Source organism: Paenibacillus sp. UASWS1643 (genome assembly GCF_008693195.1).
GTDB classification, from domain to species: Bacteria; Bacillota; Bacilli; order Paenibacillales; family Paenibacillaceae; genus Paenibacillus; species Paenibacillus amylolyticus_B.
The window spans coordinates 1,639,947-1,657,557 of record NZ_VXKZ01000115.1; the positions used below are offsets into that span (position 1 = coordinate 1,639,947).

Consider the following 17,611-nt stretch of genomic DNA (forward strand, 5'->3'; position numbering starts at 1 on the left):
TCAGGAAGTACGCACTTTGAAGTGGGGTAGTTACTTGGGCGATACTATTGATAATTTTCCGTTGTTAGGTGAATCAAATATAGAATTAATCCTCTATTCCAATCCACCCGCTTACAGCAGAGCAGCAGGCTAATCATCCAATAAGATATTCAATAGAAAAGACCCCGCCACATGGCAGAGTCTTTATCTTTATCATCGTTATCATTTTCAATCCAGCCAGGGCTGGTTTAGAAATTTATTATTTTTACAGATATACTGGTTTCACGCATACCGGCTTGGATACACCTGTGCTGTGACCTGTGTATTTCAGACGGCCGCTCTCCTGATCCACCGTGAATGTTACGAGGTTGTTCGTATCGCGGTTAGCTGCGATCAGCAATTTGCCGTTAGGTGTCAGAGCAAAATGACGCGGATGCTCACCTTCAGCAGATACATGTTCAACCAGTGTCAGGTGACCTTTGTCTGCATCTACTGCAAATACAACGATGCTGTCATGTCCACGGTTAGAACCATATACATAACGTCCATCATTGGAAACTGTGATTTCCGCTGTTGTATTCTCTTTGCCATCATATCCATCAGGCAATGTAGATACGGTAGACAATTCAGTCAACGTACCCGCTACTGCATCATATTGGAACGAAGTAATGGAAGAATCCACTTCGTTGATCACATAAGCGAATTGACCATTCGGGTGGAACGCCAAGTGACGTGGGCCAGCTCCCGGATGCGTTTTGGTTTCACTGTGCAGCACAAGTTCATTTTTGTCTGTATCAATGGAATAGATCGCAATGTTATCCGCGCCCAGATCCTGTACCATCATATATTTACCATCCGGGCTGAAGAATGCGGAGTGCACATGTGGCTTGTCCTGGCGCTCCGGATGCGCACCTTGTCCTTCATGTTTCTTCTCGTCCAGAAGCGCTCCAACTTCACCGTTATCCGTCAAGGCTTGCAGACCTACCAGACCACCGTGGTAGCTGGAGAGAATCAAGTATTTGCCGGAAGGGTCACGCTGGATGTGACATGGCGGAGCTGAAATGGAGTTATTCCGGTTCAGCAACGTTAATTTTCCTGTAGAAGGATCAATGCTCAGAGCTACAGCTTCAGACATTTTGTTGCCTTCAGCTGACGCTGTTTCACCAATCGCATACAGTTTGTTTCCTTCAGCATCCACGTTGACAAACGTTGGGTTTTTCACGCCCGCGATGCCGTCAAGCTTGGACAAGCTGCCTGTATCCTCATTCAATTCATATGCATAAATGCCCTCATTTTCCGCTTCAGCGTAAGAGCCAGCAAGTACGAGCAAGCGTTTTGATTCACTCATTACAGTTTCCTCCTCTATGTGTATGTAATCTTGTTGCACCTCTTCTATAATAAATCTGCCATATCAAAATAGCAATCTGCTGTCGTTGCCCAGCAGGGAAATCCTTAGTTAAACAAGGCGATTACTACACATCATCATACTGATATCCATTCATATGAGATGCATCTTCTGCTATGATAAAATAGGTTTTTCATCCAGAAGGGACTGAATTGCATTGCTACACTCATTTTTACTCACGTTATACCATGTATTCTTGCCGATATCACTTCCCGTGATTGGAGGTATTCTGTTAAAACGCTTCAAAAATTGGGATACCCGGTCGCTCTCGACCTTTTCCCTTTATATTTTGAGCCCTGCGCTCATCTTCAATACATTGCTGCATGCAGAGATTACCTGGACGGACGTCACCAGCACGTTCTGGTTCTCTATTATTAATCTGATTGCCCTGTGGGCACTCGCCGAGCTGTTAAGCCGGATTTTCCGTCTGGGTGCAAGCGAAAAAGCGGGTCTCACCCTCGTCTCCACGTTTACGAACTGCGTGAATTACGGGCTCCCGCTTGTACTGCTTGCCTTTGGTCAGCTTGGACTGGACAAGGCTTCTGTCTACGTTATTGGACAGATGATTATTGTTAATACGGTAGGTATCTTTTTTGCCGCGAGATCCGAATTCACGGTGAAAGATGCGATCCTGTCCGTTTTCCGCATGCCATCCATTTATGCTGCTGGCATCGCCATTGCGCTGCGTGCGTCCAATCTGAGCCTGCCTGAAGCGCTGGATGGAGGAATCTCCATGCTGGCTGCGGGCTACTCTCCTGTCGTTCTCGCCATTCTTGGGGCACAGATGCTCAGACACAAAGGGGCAATGGTACCTTGGTTGCCCAATGTACGCCGAGCCTTCTGGACCGGACTTGTGGTGCGTCTCGCAGCTGCGCCGATCCTCTCCTGGCTGATTTTGACCGCACTTCAGGTCGAGGGTACCTTGTTCAGTGTGCTGCTGATCCTCGCATCGATGCCGACCGCAGTGAACGCCGTTATTTTGGCTGAACAGTTCAATGCTTCTCCGCAGTTTGTATCCCGCTGCATTCTGTGGACAACTGCTGCATCCATGTTCATGCTGCCCATTATGATTGTGATGGCTTCCTGATTAACACCGGAGGTGATACCGAAGCGATATCCGCTTGTCGGCGTTTCTCCAACCGGCGTTCATAACGCCGGTTGAGCGCTCTGACGTAGAAGAATTTCACGACAAAGTACGAAATCACACCCAGAATAGCACCAAACACGGACATGCCTGCCAGAATATCCAGTCCACCAAGCAACAATTCACTCACGGCCGACCAGTTCCCGCGAAACAACTCCATGAATGCACTCTCATGTACCGGTCCCTGTCCCATGCTGTGAGCAGGCAATATCCATGAGCCAATTTGTTTCGCGAGCGGCATCAGGATAATAGGTAAAAACGTAAGTTTCCCGATCACATTACCAACAATCGCTGCTGGCACCGACCCCCCAGACAATCGCACAATTGGATAAAATACGAGATATATCAGGGAAGCGGTCGAGATCACGATCAGTTCCAGTCCGAACCCTATGGCAAATCCGGTAGATACTTTATGGGCACCTCCGGGAGCACGTAACAATTTGAGAAAATTCAGCTTCATAGCACGTGTTAAACGTACCCAGCGGTTAGTCTTGCGCTTCTGTGTGTTCATACCGTATTACTCCTTATTTTACACAAATGACAACTTGAATCGTCTATTCTTCAGTATATCACACCGCGTTAGCTCCTGTAGTAACAATGACCGGTTGTGTCTCCATCTGGACATTACCTGCCACCGCTCGGGAGATCATACAGGAGGATTCAGCCTTATGCGCCAGGCGCTCAGCCTTGGTCAGATCCGCCTCTGAGGCATCTTGGCTGAGTACAATCCGGGGTCTATGTACGATCCGTTCGTACGTAAATACGTTATTCGTAACATCTACCGTTGCTTCCGATTCAAGCGTCAATTCATCCGGCGTAATATCCGAACGCTCCAGCATCGCGGCCAGTGTGATCAGGTAACAGGTGGAGGCTGCACCCAGCAGCATCTCGTCCGGGTTAGTTCCCGTACCGGGTCCGCCCATCTCCTTCGGAATCGATATGACCGTTTTTAATCCACCTGCATCGATTGTTCCCTCACTGTTACGCCCACCATTCCATACCGCTTTCAGATGAAAAGGATGTTTCATGACATTCATTCCTTTCTTATTTACACACGTATACACGTAATATTCTGCTCAATCAATGCGCTAACTTGCTCTTCATCTACACCCTGATCTGTAATCACTTTTGCCACACTGCTCATCTCAGCGACTCTGGTAAATGCTTGTATATTAAATTTGCTGGAATCTGCAAGTAATATGACTTCATCCGCAATCTGGATCATTTTCTGCTTCACCAAGGCCTGTAATTCATTTGACTCACTGATGCCTTTGGTCAGATGCACCCCTTTGCAAGACAAAAACACTTTATCGACATGATACGCATCCAACGAACGTTCCGCCAGCGGTCCTACAAAAGACAGTGACTTCGAAGCCAATTGCCCACCTGTGGCAATCACACGAATCTGCTCCTTGTTACTCAGCTCTGCGGCCACTTTTATCGAATTGGTTAATACGGTCAGTGGAATGTTCGGCAATCCTGCCGCCATATACCACGCGGTTGTACTTGCATCCAGAGCAATCCGGTCGCCGGGTTCCACCATTTTCACCGCTTCGCTTGCAATTCTGCGCTTCTCTTCTGCATGGGCTACAGCACGTTCCGGATACGGAATCTCCGACTGTAACTCTTCCTTGTATTTTACGCTGACCGCCCCGCCATGGGACCTTCTGAGCCTGCCTGCCTGTTCGAGCTTGTCCAGATCACGACGTATCGTCTCTTCCGTCACCCCGCAGCGCTCACTAAGTTCGGTCACACGTATACTGCCTTGCGTATCCACCCATTCCACTATTTTCTCATACCGTTCAGCTACGAGCATATTCCTTCACTCCAAACCGTTGATTATCCAGTTGATCCTGTTCATCCATCATACCACAGAGCGATGACAAGAAGAATCTGGACCATGTGCAAAAAGAGGGAGCTTTCGCCCCCTCCATTCCAGTTCTGAAGTGTATATTATTTATCTTCTGCCATAGGGAACCAGCCCGGCGTGTGGATGATTGCATTCCACAATCCGTCAGGGATAACCAGACGTTCCTGATCCGATTTGGTCAGAATCGTTTCAATATCTTCTTCCCGTCCGCTCTCGATTTTCTCAACCCAATCCGGTTCAATAATCAGCTCACGTCCAATGGCAAGTAGTGGTACTCCCGTTTGGAGCGCCTCAGCGGCCTGATCAGCCGTATGAATTGAACCTACGCCAATCACAGGCAATTTACCGTTCACACGATCCAGGATGAATTCCATTCTTGAACGTGTATCTGCTTCGCCACGTCTTGGCTTGGACCAGAATTCGTTCAAGGAAACGTGCAGGTAATCCAGTTTTTTATCTTTAAGCGCATCCACCAGTGCATACGTATCTTCCATCGTGAGTCCCGGTGTTTCCGGCTCTTCCGGGGAGAAACGGTAACCAATGATGAACGGCAGTTTCGTATGTTCGGCAACCACTTTCTGAATCTCATCCACTACAGCAAGCGGGAATGTCAGACGTTTCTCTACACTTCCGCCCCAACGATCTTCACGTCGGTTGGAATGAGGGGAGAAGAATTGCTGGATCAGATAACCGTTAGCACCGTGAATCTCAACACCATCAAAACCAGCTTCAATTGCACGACGTGTCGCTTCACCAAAGTCTTTGATAATGGAAGTAATCTCGGCATCCGTCAATTCTCTTGGTTCAGGAGATCCCGGACGCTCACTTGCAACCGCACTAGGAGCAACTACTTGACCCGCAGGTACAGCTTGTTCAGGTGTCAGACGGCCCGCATGGAAAATTTGCAATACGGCAACGGAGCCCTGTTGTTTCATGGTATCAGCCAATTTTTTCAGACCAGGAATGAAGCGATCATCATAGACACCAAATTGAGCGGGGAAACCAATGCCATGCTCGGTTACATGCCCTACAGCCGTAATCGACATGCCAGCCCCACCGGTGCGTCGTGCATAATAAGCGAGTTCAGCGTCGGATATGGTACCATCCGCATTCGAGGACATATGAGTCATGGGAGCGAGCACGATACGGTTTTTCAGTGTAATACCAGTCGGCAGTGAAACTTGTTCAAACATCTGGTTAAACTTTGGATTCATTCGTGGTTCCCTCCTGATTATAAACATCTCTTTTAATAGATATATGAATATATGCGTTCACTTACTGTAATGATTATAGTTACGTTTCTTTGCAATTGCAACTTTTCATTTTCAGAAAGGAAAAAAAGAGCAGAGTGTCTCCAGACTCTCAGCCCCTTAATCTTCTTCATTCTATCCAAAGTCCTTCACTCTATCCAAAGGATATTCAGAAACTCCGAACGTAAGCCAGCTTCTGATCCATCTCTTCTACGCACTCGTAACAGTCGTGTTCATCATTGGCGACCATTGGGGTGACTGGATACAGATTCATCTCTGTACTGTTATACGATTTCAATAGCGGTAACAACTGAGTCACCCGTGTATTAGCCGGATCAAGCCAGGTGTTGATCTCTTCTTCAGAGAGGATCGCTGGCATTTTACTGCCAAACTCGCGTGTAACCATGTTTGCGCCTGTCATAAGCATCGTGCAGGTACGAAGCGGCTCTTTCCGTGTATCTCTCCACACCTCGTATAACCCAGCAATGCCGAACAGACCGCGATCTGGCATGACAACACGAACTGCATAACTTTTCTTGCCCTCTTGCCGCCAGTAATATAATCCATTGCAGGGAATGACGCAGCGCTTGGTCTCTACCAGTTTGTAATAGGAAGGATTCTCATGCACCGTCATAAGATTTGCGTTAACAGCATCACGACCCCAGAATGGAATGAACCCCCACCGGAACTCATCCAATACACGCTCACCATCCTGATGCAAAATAATCGGCGTATGCTGGGTTGGGCTGATATTGTATCGGTTTTTGTAATAATACATCACTCGCTGAATCTTGAAATGATCTCTGACTTCGTCCAAATCGGCTGCCAATGAAAAACGGTTACACATGCTCAAGCACTACCTTTCCCTATGAGAAGTTGAACGTATTGTTTGTAATTTCAGGGAAATTATGCATGAACATTGAACAGAAAATGACTTATTTTTACACCATTAGGGTCTGATCATGATATATTTCATGTTTTTCACGACAAAAACAACGACCTCGGACTCATTTCAACTCAAATATTACTTGTTACTATAATAGAGAATAAAATACATTTATTGGAGGTTTTAAGTATGAAAAGGAAGTTTTTGATGAGCATCATGTTGTTCTCAGCGATTGCGATGTTTGGCAGTACCATTTATGCGGCAACCTTTCTAACCTACGGTTATCCCAGCACCACCATCCCCATTCGTACGTATAATTACGCCTCCGCATGGCAGACTCCCATGGACGCTTCCCTTACCAACTGGAACAATGCAGGTGCCAAAGTTAAATTCACCAAAACAAGTAACTCCCCAAACACCATCACCGCAGGAAACTTCAATAATACAGCATATGGTGTCAACTACGCCTCCGTATCCGGCAGTCAAGTCGTAAGCTTCCGCATCGAACTCAATGCATCCACAATCACCCCTGACGCAACCAACTTATCCAACTTCATTCAAAGCGTATTTGTCCACGAACTCGGACACTCCATCTGGCTCGGTGACAACCCGACAACAAGCAGTCCTTCCATTATGTCTTACTCCCGCAACCGCAATTCCATGACCCAACCTCAAACCTTTGATATCAATAACGTAAGATCCAAGTACTAATCTGCTACGAACTTATCCCAAAAATCCAAGGAGGATTCCTATCCATGAACAAAAATCGAGTATTAACGCTGCTTCTCTCTTCCATTTTCATTTTATCTGCTGTTGGATGTTCTTCTGTTACACCTACTGCGTCCCCATCCGATGCACCCATGACCATTATTGCTTCTGAAGATTACCCGAGTTATGCCAGCATTGGCGACCTGTCCGAGAGAGCAAATACAATTGTGAAAGGCAGTGTTGTCGAGACTCGTGTGGAAGCTTTAAACGATATCGTACAAGTTACTGATGCTGCCAATGAAAACGAGTTAAACCCCGCGTCCAATCCGGGCGGAGAGCCATCTTCTTTTGAGAAAATCTATACGATCCACACGATTCAGGTCGCTGAATCCTATAAGGGCGGTTACACTGCCGGGGAAAAACTTGAAGTGAAGCAACTTGGCGGACAACTTGGCAACAACGAGATTATTAATGATGACAACCTCAAGCTGATTCCTACCAAAGACTATGTACTCTTCCTGGAAACGTATGATGACACCCCTGCCAGCCTGCTCAACTCCGTTCAAAGTCTCTACGTGATCAAACCTGCCGCCAAGTCGAATCAGCCAGGTCAGCAACAATCACAGTCAGAAGTCATTGTGAGTGCAAACCCCGAGAATGACCTCACACTGCAACTGGAGGATCTGCAAGAAATTCAAACCGAACAAAAGAGCGAATAAACTCTTATACGGTAATCACACTGCTACTTCATCTCCCTACAGGCAGCTAATCTCCTTCTACTGTTCAGTCCTACATAGAAATATGAAAACCGTGCTGCTCAGCAAACTGGGAAGCACGGTTTTTCTGAAGTTCCTTACTTAGGCGGTGTATTAAGTCCAATAATCCATTCAGCCAGATCCTGTGTCTGTTTCAACAAGCCGATAGGGTCACGGAACCAGGATTGTTCTTCCGTCCATATGTACACATTTCCATTTTTGATAGCAGGTAATGAACCCCCCATATAAACTCCCTCTCCTAAGCGATCAAACACACAATACCTTGGCATTGTGACTAAAAACCCATCTATAATTGATAATTATCAATTATAACAATGATGGAACCATCTTTGAAGCCGACCTCCGTTTTTGTTAGATGCCGCAAAATAAAAAACGGTCGAACCCCTCATAGAGAGATCTCAACCGTTCTAAAATTATGGCCTTATTCTTTTGATAAAGTCAGCCATGGAACAAACCTGAATGCGTCCTGTATTGGAACCCACATCGGCATATTGCAAGCCTTTTCTGGAATTGAACTGCACTTTCATCTGCTACTGCCCTTCTCTACTCGATAAATGACAGTAAATACCCGTATCTTTCTTCCTCCATCTTGTCTAACGGAATAAACCGAATCGATGCACTGGTAATACAGTAACGTTTGCCGCCGCGATCTTTGGGACCATCATCGAACACATGACCGAGGTGGATGTCATCATCAATACCGCTGCTATCATCACTTTTTTGCTCTTATTCGTTTTCATCATTCTTATCACTCTCCATTCGTTTATTACTTACATGGATTACAATAAGCAAGACAGCTTACGATTCTCTAAGCGAAGTATTACGAAACATTACGATATACAAATGGAGTCAGGTTTCAATAAAAAAACGGTTGAAATCTCTCTTACGAGAGACTCCAACCGTTTCTTCTAGGTCAAACGAATAAAATCAATCATGGATCGAACCTCGATCGGTCCCGGATTTGATATCACATCATGAGACTGCAAACCCTCTCTGGAAGTGAACTGCACCTTCACCGGAATGCCAGGAATCAAGTCGAAGAAGTTATCCGAGAAGACACCCTCCACATCCGAAGATAGCCATACCTGTTTAGCAAGCACATCACTTTCCAGTACCAGATGAACGCCGTTCTCATCCGCTCCTCCGCTTACATTGATGTTTGCAGGCTGCAGAGCAAGGTCTTTGGACGGTACAAAATAGTGTTCCTGTACGATATTCGCCGCACCTTCCTGTTTCAGATCCAGGCGCAGCAGCGTGTTAGCTGTATCATGACCTTCAAGCCATTCCGCGTTACGTAATGACAACACTCGATCACCTGTATTAGGTGCCAAGGTCACGTCATGTGTTTCATCACGATGCACCGTTCCATCGAACCCGAGCAAACGAATCTGTAACTGCCCTTTTACAGGTTGTAATTGATCCGAGATGATATATATATCTGTTGTATCTTCTTTTGTTCCATCTACCGATACCAACACATCGCTGAAGCTGCGTTTCGCATAATATTGCAATGCTTTCCAGCGACCAAGGTAGTCCATACCTGCCCATGAAGCCACCGGCCAGCAGTCATTCATTTGCCAGTAAAGTGTGCCCATGCAGAATGGTTTGCGGCGACGGTGCGCTTCAATGGCTGTCTTCATCGCTTCCGCTTGAAGCACCTGGCTCATGTACAGGAACGATGGGAAGTCCTTCGATTCATGCATGTACATATCCATGTACTGTTTGATCAGACGATTACCTGCCCCATTCTTTTGATGAGCCAGCATGACTTCCGATTCCAGAGCCAGATCTTCTTCTTCCGCGTAAGTGCGTACTGACTTGTACTCCGGGAAAGACTGGAATCCGTATTCACTCATGAAACGACCCACATGCACGTTGTAGTTCTCGAATGGTTCTACATTGTGCCAAACGCCCCAGTAGTGAATATCCCCTTCAGCTGTGGATGGGTGCGCATGCTGCGTCTCATCCCCTGTCAGGGATACCAGTGGTGAGGAAGGCCAGTAATCCACACCTGGAGCATACGCTTCAACCACTTCTGGCAGCAGATCATGGAAGATGGCTTCGTAATCGGCCCAGATGCTCTCACGCTGGTCGGCAGTAAATTCTTTTTTCCAACCCCATCCACCATTCTCAACATAGTGAGCCCAAGCCGAATCAATCTCGTTGTTCCCACACCAGAGTGCAATACTTGGATGGTTGCGCAGACGTTTCACATTATCAATCGCCTCATGTCTCACACTGTTCAGGAACGCTTCATCTCCTGGATACATGCTACATGCAAACATGAAGTCTTGCCATACCAGAATTCCGTATTCATCACACAGTTCGTAGAACACATCCTGTTCATAGATTCCACCACCCCACACACGCAACATATTCATATTGGATTCGGCTGCGGATACGATCTCATGACGATAACGTTCATGAGTAATTTCAGTGATGAAGCTATCATTTGGAATGTGGTTGGCCCCTTTGGCAAAGACCGCAACACCATTTAATTCAAAATAAAAGGATGCTCCTGCTTCATCTTTCTCACGTACCAAGCGAATGGAACGAAGCCCAGTCTTCACTGTAGATTCAGCCACAGCTCGCTCACCTTGAAGCACCTCGGTAAGGAAGGTGTACATATGCGGATCACCAAGCCCACGGCTCCACCACAGTTTCGGTTCATCAATGGAGATTGGAATCTCCACAGTCTGAGTTCCGGGTTGTAGCGATACGGATCTTTCCCATCTCTGTCCATCTGCGCCGATACGAATAATCGTATCTACCGCTTGTGATGTCTCGACTTCCACAACAGCAGTTAATGAAGCTGAGGTAGCGCTTACTTCGTTTTGCTGGATATACACATCATTGATTCGTACCTGTGTCCAACCTTCAAGACGTGCTTCACGCCAGATCCCACTGGTTACAAAACGCGGACCCCAGTCCCAACCATAGTGATACGGGGCTTTACGTGCAAAAATACTTACTCTCTTGTCGCCAAGTCCGCCAACATCGGACTGATCATTGGATGCCGGTAATGCATATCCGAGCTTCTCCAGCTTAGGCAGATCTTCTTGAATCGGTGACCGAAATCGTATTCGGAGAATGTTACCGTTTCCCTTCAATACAGCCTTTACATCTGCCTTCCATACTCGGAACATATTATCTGCTGATAACACATGCACATCATTCACATACACATCCGCATATGTATCCAGACCGTCAAACACCAGTTCCAGATGTTCCTGCGAGAACAACGCATCGGCAACGTCAAATTCCGTCTGATATTCCCAATCTATCTTATCAATCCACTGTACTTCCTTCTCGTTTGTTCCATAAAAAGGATCTGGAATCTTGCCCAGCTTCAGCAAATCTGTATGCACACAGCCGGGCACCTGAGCCGGCATCCATTCTTGATCTTCGCAAGCCTTGAACGTCCAATTCTGAAAAACCTGTGATTGTATTGTGCTCATGACAGCCTCCATTGTTGTTAGAGTTGTTAACCAATATTTTGTTAGGTTTTGTTAGTATAAAAACAAATAACTTACAAAACAAAATTAACACGATATGCTTCTTATAGTCAATCTGTTTTGTAATTTAATTTGTTAAATAGTTTCTACATAACAAAAAGACATGAAGCTCTAACCTCTCCATGTCTTTCACCTCATTTCATTTACCCGTATGATCATTGTTAAAATGAGCCCGCAAGTTCATATCCCATTACTGTATACTGGCGTTATATTCATCACGAATAATTAATTCCGAATAGATCAGCTTGCGTTCATAAGGTTCATCCAGGTGTTTGATCCGCCACAACAGCTGATCTACTGCTCTCGTTCCCAGATTCTCTTTGTTAATATGTACGGAAGCAAGAATGGGTTCATCCGTCTGCGTATTGTCAAATCCGGTTACGGCACAGCGTTCGGGCACCTGAATGCCTCGACTTTGGAGTGCCTGAATGACAATGACAGCTGTATGGTCATTTGCACACACGATAACTTCAGGGATATCCTCCAGCTCCATTTCAGCAATGGATCTCCGAATATGATCATACTCTGGTCCCAGCAAGCCTTCTAGCTGTTCCCCCTCCAACTGTTTCTCTTCCAGCACCGTACGATATCCAAGCCAGCGTTCTCTGAAACTTGCTGCATCGGGCAGTTGCCCGGCAAACTGGAACCTTCTATACCCTTTTCCAACGAGCATGAGAACCAGTTCTTTCATACATTTCATATTGTCCGTAAAAACCGAGTCTGCGTATATGGCTGGGTCTTCATGATCCACCATGACAAGCGGAATACGCAGTCTGTAAATCTCCAGTAATACCGATGTCGAGATGGTTCCCACGGTAATGACTCCGCTGATTGCTTCGGGATTAAGGACCGAGAACATCCGATCTGAAGAGGGCTCTGTCAGCGTTAAAATATCCATCCCCTTCTCATTCAGCCTCTCAGAAATGCCATCAAACACAGGCCCCCAGTATAAGGAAGCTCGATTCTGAGAACGAATGTTGGGAAACAAAATCAATATGGTGCCTTGTCGCTCTGCTTCTGGCTTCATCTCCGTTGATATCTGTGTCTCCCCCGGATAACGCTTAGGCTCAGTTCTGAAATACCCAAGCTGCCCCGCCGTTCTGACAATCATCTCGCGTGTATGCTCACTCACACCAGGCTTGCCCGTCAGCGCACGGGAGACTGCGAATTTGGACACCCCCGCAGCATCCGCAATTTGCTGCATCGTTACTCTTTTGGCCATCCTACTCACCCGTTTTTCCTAATTTTCCATTCAGTGTAGCATAAAAAACAAAAATCAACAAAACAAGGTTATGTTATTCTGTTTTTGTTAGGTAGTTGTTTATCTGTTTCACAAGGTGTGCGACATAGCCAAAAAAGGTCCTCTCCCACCTTCCATAGAAGATGACGAAAGGACCCTTTGTCCGCCAATTATACGCCTGGTGCTCCCTGATCGCCGAGTTCCGACTGTAAAACCGGGCGTTTTCTGCGCCAGAAGATAGACTGTGGAAGTTTGATCTCTGTGATGAGAACACCAACCAACATCAAAGCTGCTCCCGCATACCCTTGCAACGTTAGCGATTCCCCTTGAAAGGTAAATGCAAATGCTGCTGCAAACAGTGGTTCGAGTGAAAAAATCAGACTTGTTCTTGTAGGAGAGGCATGACGCTGCGCGAGTGTCTGCAGAATATACCCCAAGCCACTACACAAAACACCTAACCCGAGAATGGCTGCCCAGGATTCAGCCGTATCGGGCATACGTGGCGTTTCCAGCATGAATGTAGCTGCAATTCCCCACATCGCTGCAACACCTAATTGAACTGTTCCCAATGTTAGTGGATCATGTTTCGGTGTGAACTTGCCAGCAATCATTATATAGATGGCATACACAAGTGCTGCTAGTATGCACAGAATATCTCCCGTGTGCAGACTAAGCTCATGTTGAAGCGTCAACAAGCCAAGCCCGGTAACTGCAACCAGGATACTGAGCGTCAATCGTTTGTCCGGCATTCGACGATGCTGGATGGTCGTCAGGATCGGTACAAAAATAACGGCCAAACTTATCAAGAATCCCGCTTGGGATGTTGTTGTTCGTTGCACACCATAGGTGATAAATACAAAGGCAGCAAATAAAGCTGTCCCCATAATCGCTCCGGCCACAAGTGTTCTGCGATCCATCTTAAACAACCGCCGATGAAAAAGAAGTCCTGCCGCAATAAAGGCAATTCCAAAACGAAATGCGACCAGATTCAATTCTTGCATGGACTCTAGGCCCGATTTCATAAACAGATAGGAAGATCCCCATATGACCGTTGCGAGCAACATCTGTATGTCCGCTCTTCTTGTTGCCTGACCTTGATTAACCTGTACACCATTCATCTTGCTTCAACCTTCATTCTATGTATTCTGATCTGTGTGATCGTGCGTCGAACTAACTCGCCTTGGCAAGTATAAACGATCTCCTTGCATTATAAAAATGAATATTTATAATAGATTATATGAAATAAACTCATGCATCGAAAATGGGAAGGAACGGGACCATTCATGTCACTGATCAAATACGAAATATTGAATACCGTTGTGGAATATGGCAGTCTCACCAAAGCAGCTGAAGCATTAAACATCACCCAATCCGCAGTCAGCCATGCCATCGCAAGTCTTGAGACAGAATGTGGTTTCTCCCTGCTCCATCGCGGCCGCTCCGGTGTGCGGGTTACTGCTGAAGGGGAACGCATTCTGGGATACACACGTGAGGTTCTGCGCTGGACGGAACTGATGAACCAGGAAATCTCCCTCATTCGCGGCGCAGAGATTGGTACGGTGCGTATTGGTACGTTCGCAAGTGTCTCCACACAATGGTTGCCGGGCATCCTGAAACAATTTCGCCTGCGTCACCCTGGAATTGAGATCAAGCTGTGGGAAGGCGATTATGCTGAGATTGAGGGCTGGCTGGCTGGAGGCGCCATCGATCTCGGATTTCTGTCCCTCGGCGATTCATCACCTTTTGAGACGATTCCATTACAAAAAGACAGGATGATGTGCATCCTGCCTCTGGATCATCCTCTCGCCTCAGAGGAGTCTGTTTCATTTGATATTCTGCTGGAGCAACCCTTTATTCTGCCCAAGTGGGGCGGAGATAACGAGATTGAACGACTGATCCGGCAGCATGCGGCCAAGCTTAATGTCGTCTATGAAGTAGCCGAAGATCAAGCTATCATGGCGATGGTCCGGAATGGTCTCGGAATCAGTTTGCTGCCGGAAATGGTACTTCAAAATCATACTGATTCGCTCGCGCTCGTGCCACTCACTGGAGATCCTTATCGTACGATTGGCATGGCCTGCCCGTCTTTGGTTAATCTATCGCCAGCTACGCGGCGTTTCATTGAAGAGGTGCAACAGTGGCTCGGCCCGGCTATGTAACTTTGGAGAACTCACTACCTGTCGTCATGATCAACTTTTTCTATCCGTTACTCACGTTACTCACAAATTGTATAACACCAAGAGTCAGCAGCAGTATAAATATAACCGCAATCGTGATGCCAAAACCAATTAGGAAGCGCACGCCAGGTGAGCGTTTGCCCTGCTGGCTATCTCCCAGTCTATCCAGCTTTTTCTCAATTTGATTCAACCTTTCATTCACCTGTTTCAGATCTTGATTGGAGCTCATTCATCCATCTCCCTTTTCTGTGTATTCGATCTATTCCCACACCCGATCCAGCTGATCTGCGTAGTAACGGATTGCTCGGTTATAGTCGTTTATTCTCTTATCACTTGATGTGTCCGCGAGCTGTACGAGTAGTCTTTGCATCGCTTCTGCATGTTCACCCAGATTATAGAGCACCATGGCATAGAAAACCTCAAATTCCCGGTACGCCGGGAATTCTTTCATGCCCGTTTCAAACCAAGCCTTTGCCTGCTCATACTGTCCAAGCGTTCGATATGTACTGCCCAGTCCAAGTATTGCACCTGCTCTGTCCTCATCAGAAAGTCCAAGACTCAGTGCCTTCTCATAATGCGGAACAGCTTCTCGCTCTAACCCAAGCGAATCATGCGCCCAAGCCAGCTGATACCAGACATTCGCATTCTCGGGTTCCTGGACTGTAATCTCTTGCAGTAGTTTAATCGCCTCCTGCACCTTACCTTCTTGTCTCCATTGTACGGCCTGTTCCAAATTACTCATGCTGTCACTTCCCATCTTGCATTATAATTCCCACATATATTATTTAATTGTTTGATTATACCAAAAAAGCACACCGGAGAATATGTTGTAACAACTCAAGGTTGTCCAAACGCTATTCCATAGTGTGCTTTTTCATTCGATGCAGCCAACTAGCTTATGCTGAAATCTCTCTGAAAAAGATCTGTTCATCACTTAACTAAGACCATACCGTATTCGCTACCATGACAATAAATACGAGCATGAGATAATTAACTGAGATCAGAAAGTTCACTTTTGCCCACTTCTCATCATCCTGTGTCTTCAGTCCGCTAAGTGTATGCACGAACCAGATCAGTCCACCGACCAGAGATACAATCAGAAATACCAGACCTACGTAGTCGTAATAATACAACAGAAATACAGCAGGAAGCAGCAGAAAAACATAAGGAATCATCTGAAACTTGGTGCGTTTCACCCCTTTAACCACTGGCAATAACGGGAAGCCCGCAGCACGATACTCCTCTACCCGGCGAATACCCAATGACCAGAAGTGTGGTGGTTGCCACAAGAACAAAAGCGCGAACAGCAACCAGGCACCTGCATCAATCTCATTGGTTACAGACGTATAACCGATGACAGGAGGCATCGCTCCCGCAATTCCACCCAGCGACGTGCTCCACGTTGAACTGCGTTTCAACCACATCGTGTAAATCACGATGTAAGCGAACCACCCAAGCAGTGCCATCCAGCCTGATAACGGATTCACCAGGAGATATAGTACTGCTAGTCCCACAACACCAAGGATAATGCCATAGCCAAGTACAAACCCTGGCTTCAGATGGTTAATGTAATCCATCCTTTTTTTGGTGCGCTCCATCTTTTGGTCCAATTCACGATCCCAATAATTGTTGATTACACAAGCTGAAGCAATAACCAAGGTTGATCCAATCACGACCATGAGCAGAGATAACCAGTTGATATCCCATTTTGAAGCTACCCAGAATCCTACCGCCACCGCAAACACATTTAACCTTAGAAGTCCGGGCTTAGTTAATGCAATCATGTCTTTAAGCATGAGGCTCCTCCTGAACTATGTAAAAACGCCATTCCAATAATGATACATGTACCTACCATTAATTACAATCGCTTTCATGAATTTGTCATAACCAAAAAGCATCCCTCACCGTTCCAATGAACAGGAGGAATGCTTGAATGATGAATTTCATCTTATTTATGGGATGTATTGTTGTACAATTTTAGTAACTTTTCCGTCCTGCACCGTCAGATGATACGGGAATACGGACAGATCAAGAATACGGGTATTCTCATACAACGATTCGAACTTGGATAATGTCACGGGTTCATTCCACTGAATGTCTGCGCCCTGCATCGTACCATCCCGATCATACAACTGCATCAATACTTCAGCATTGGCACTAACCTCAACCTGCTCCTGCTCTTTGCTGTCATTGACAATATAGTAACCATCTGGAGCACCGTCTATACCTGCTTCCGGATTGCGCTGTGCAAAAATCGCATCGGCTTCTTCACCCTGATACCAGCCAATCTTGTCCACTGTCATAAACAATTTGCCGTCTTCTATATGCATACCTTCAACATAGGCTGTAAACATCTCGGAGTTTGCAACCTGAGCTTCTTTCGCAGAAGGTTGTTGAGCGTCCGTACTACCTTGAGCATTCGCAGGGGTAAGTAAATATGTAGTCAGCACAATCATGCCAAGTAAAGCAACAACTGCACCGATCATTCCTAGTTTCCATTGTTTTGTCGCGTTCTTCATAGGTAACATCTCTCCTTAATATGAACGTTACTATTCCTTAACCGGAAGTCTTCCTTCTCAAACGCTCATGTGAACTATCGATTGCAATGTTCTTTCTTTTCCTATCATACTTGGAACAGGGATTATAAAAGTATCAGCCAGA

18 protein-coding genes and 1 pseudogene are annotated in these 17,611 nt (G+C 46.2%); 4 read left to right on the forward strand and 15 right to left on the reverse strand.

What is annotated here, in order from left to right; translation table 11 throughout:
- Window positions 1–244 precede the first annotated feature (244 nt).
- Window positions 245–1,327 (reverse strand): lactonase family protein, encoded by a 1,083-nt coding sequence (locus tag FE296_RS31270; protein ID WP_124114217.1) that lies wholly within the window; start codon window positions 1,325–1,327, stop codon window positions 245–247.
- A gap of 214 nt (window positions 1,328–1,541) precedes the next feature.
- Here FE296_RS31270 and FE296_RS31275 point away from each other — a divergent pair, with 214 nt between their 5' ends.
- Window positions 1,542–2,471 carry an AEC family transporter gene (locus tag FE296_RS31275; protein ID WP_124114216.1) on the forward strand — a complete coding sequence of 310 codons (930 nt, stop codon included), beginning with the start codon at window positions 1,542–1,544 and terminating at the stop codon, window positions 2,469–2,471.
- On the opposite strand, the gene FE296_RS31280 is transcribed toward FE296_RS31275, so the two are convergent.
- The 5 genes from FE296_RS31280 to FE296_RS31300 all read right to left on the reverse strand — a co-directional run bounded on the left by FE296_RS31280 (window position 2,449) and on the right by FE296_RS31300 (window position 6,495).
- Entirely contained in the window at window positions 2,449–3,039 is a 591-nt protein-coding gene (locus tag FE296_RS31280) for a DUF2062 domain-containing protein (protein ID WP_124114215.1), read from the reverse strand. The genes FE296_RS31275 and FE296_RS31280 overlap by 23 nt on opposite strands.
- Before the next feature lie 58 nt (window positions 3,040–3,097).
- Complete coding sequence (locus FE296_RS31285; RefSeq protein WP_150367565.1) at window positions 3,098–3,556, reverse strand: OsmC family protein; 459 nt, start codon at window positions 3,554–3,556, stop codon at window positions 3,098–3,100.
- 20 nt (window positions 3,557–3,576) lie between these two features.
- Complete coding sequence (locus FE296_RS31290; protein ID WP_124114213.1) at window positions 3,577–4,344, reverse strand: DeoR/GlpR family DNA-binding transcription regulator; 768 nt, start codon at window positions 4,342–4,344, stop codon at window positions 3,577–3,579.
- Window positions 4,345–4,481: 137 nt separating this feature from the next.
- Window positions 4,482–5,612: an NADH-dependent flavin oxidoreductase gene (locus FE296_RS31295; protein ID WP_124114212.1), complete on the reverse strand. Its 1,131-nt coding sequence runs from the start codon at window positions 5,610–5,612 to the stop codon at window positions 4,482–4,484.
- 205 nt (window positions 5,613–5,817) lie between these two features.
- Entirely contained in the window at window positions 5,818–6,495 is a 678-nt protein-coding gene (locus FE296_RS31300) for an SOS response-associated peptidase (RefSeq protein ID WP_091016984.1), read from the reverse strand.
- Between the two features lie 228 nt (window positions 6,496–6,723).
- On the opposite strand from FE296_RS31300, the gene FE296_RS31305 reads away from it, so the two are divergent.
- Both FE296_RS31305 and FE296_RS31310 read left to right on the forward strand, forming a co-directional pair.
- Window positions 6,724–7,245: a zinc metalloprotease gene (locus FE296_RS31305; RefSeq protein WP_124114211.1), complete on the forward strand. Its 522-nt coding sequence runs from the start codon at window positions 6,724–6,726 to the stop codon at window positions 7,243–7,245.
- Between the two features lie 44 nt (window positions 7,246–7,289).
- Window positions 7,290–7,961 (forward strand): hypothetical protein, encoded by a 672-nt coding sequence (locus tag FE296_RS31310; RefSeq protein WP_150367566.1) that lies wholly within the window; start codon window positions 7,290–7,292, stop codon window positions 7,959–7,961.
- Between the two features lie 134 nt (window positions 7,962–8,095).
- Here the strand turns inward: FE296_RS31310 and FE296_RS33090 are convergent, their stop codons facing one another.
- The 5 genes and pseudogenes from FE296_RS33090 to FE296_RS31330 all read right to left on the reverse strand — a co-directional run bounded on the left by FE296_RS33090 (window position 8,096) and on the right by FE296_RS31330 (window position 13,891).
- Window positions 8,096–8,242, reverse strand: coding sequence for a hypothetical protein (locus tag FE296_RS33090; RefSeq protein WP_190945680.1), 147 nt, complete (start codon window positions 8,240–8,242; stop codon window positions 8,096–8,098).
- Between the two features lie 319 nt (window positions 8,243–8,561).
- Window positions 8,562–8,714, reverse strand: a pseudogene (locus FE296_RS31315) (peptide-methionine (R)-S-oxide reductase); the annotation flags it as partial.
- 212 nt (window positions 8,715–8,926) lie between these two features.
- Window positions 8,927–11,476 (reverse strand): beta-mannosidase, encoded by a 2,550-nt coding sequence (locus FE296_RS31320; protein WP_150367567.1) that lies wholly within the window; start codon window positions 11,474–11,476, stop codon window positions 8,927–8,929.
- A gap of 247 nt (window positions 11,477–11,723) precedes the next feature.
- Window positions 11,724–12,737 (reverse strand): LacI family DNA-binding transcriptional regulator, encoded by a 1,014-nt coding sequence (locus FE296_RS31325; RefSeq protein ID WP_263364283.1) that lies wholly within the window; start codon window positions 12,735–12,737, stop codon window positions 11,724–11,726.
- Between the two features lie 206 nt (window positions 12,738–12,943).
- Entirely contained in the window at window positions 12,944–13,891 is a 948-nt protein-coding gene (locus tag FE296_RS31330) for a DMT family transporter (RefSeq protein WP_124114207.1), read from the reverse strand.
- Window positions 13,892–14,056: 165 nt separating this feature from the next.
- Here FE296_RS31330 and FE296_RS31335 point away from each other — a divergent pair, with 165 nt between their 5' ends.
- On the forward strand, window positions 14,057–14,932 hold the full coding sequence (locus tag FE296_RS31335; RefSeq protein ID WP_150367569.1) for a LysR family transcriptional regulator: 876 nt from the start codon (window positions 14,057–14,059) through the stop codon (window positions 14,930–14,932).
- 40 nt (window positions 14,933–14,972) lie between these two features.
- Here the strand turns inward: FE296_RS31335 and FE296_RS31340 are convergent, their stop codons facing one another.
- The 4 genes from FE296_RS31340 to FE296_RS31355 form a co-directional block, all read right to left on the reverse strand.
- A complete protein-coding gene (locus FE296_RS31340) occupies window positions 14,973–15,179 on the reverse strand; it encodes a hypothetical protein (RefSeq protein ID WP_124114205.1) in 207 nt (68 codons plus the stop codon).
- Between the two features lie 30 nt (window positions 15,180–15,209).
- The gene (locus FE296_RS31345; protein WP_150367570.1) at window positions 15,210–15,692 is read right to left on the reverse strand and encodes a tetratricopeptide repeat protein; all 483 of its coding nucleotides are present in this window, start codon (window positions 15,690–15,692) and stop codon (window positions 15,210–15,212) included.
- Window positions 15,693–15,888: 196 nt separating this feature from the next.
- Window positions 15,889–16,746: a heme o synthase gene (gene cyoE, locus FE296_RS31350; RefSeq protein WP_047842615.1), complete on the reverse strand. Its 858-nt coding sequence runs from the start codon at window positions 16,744–16,746 to the stop codon at window positions 15,889–15,891.
- A gap of 156 nt (window positions 16,747–16,902) precedes the next feature.
- Window positions 16,903–17,469: a hypothetical protein gene (locus tag FE296_RS31355; RefSeq protein ID WP_036609022.1), complete on the reverse strand. Its 567-nt coding sequence runs from the start codon at window positions 17,467–17,469 to the stop codon at window positions 16,903–16,905.
- Window positions 17,470–17,611 lie beyond the last annotated feature (142 nt).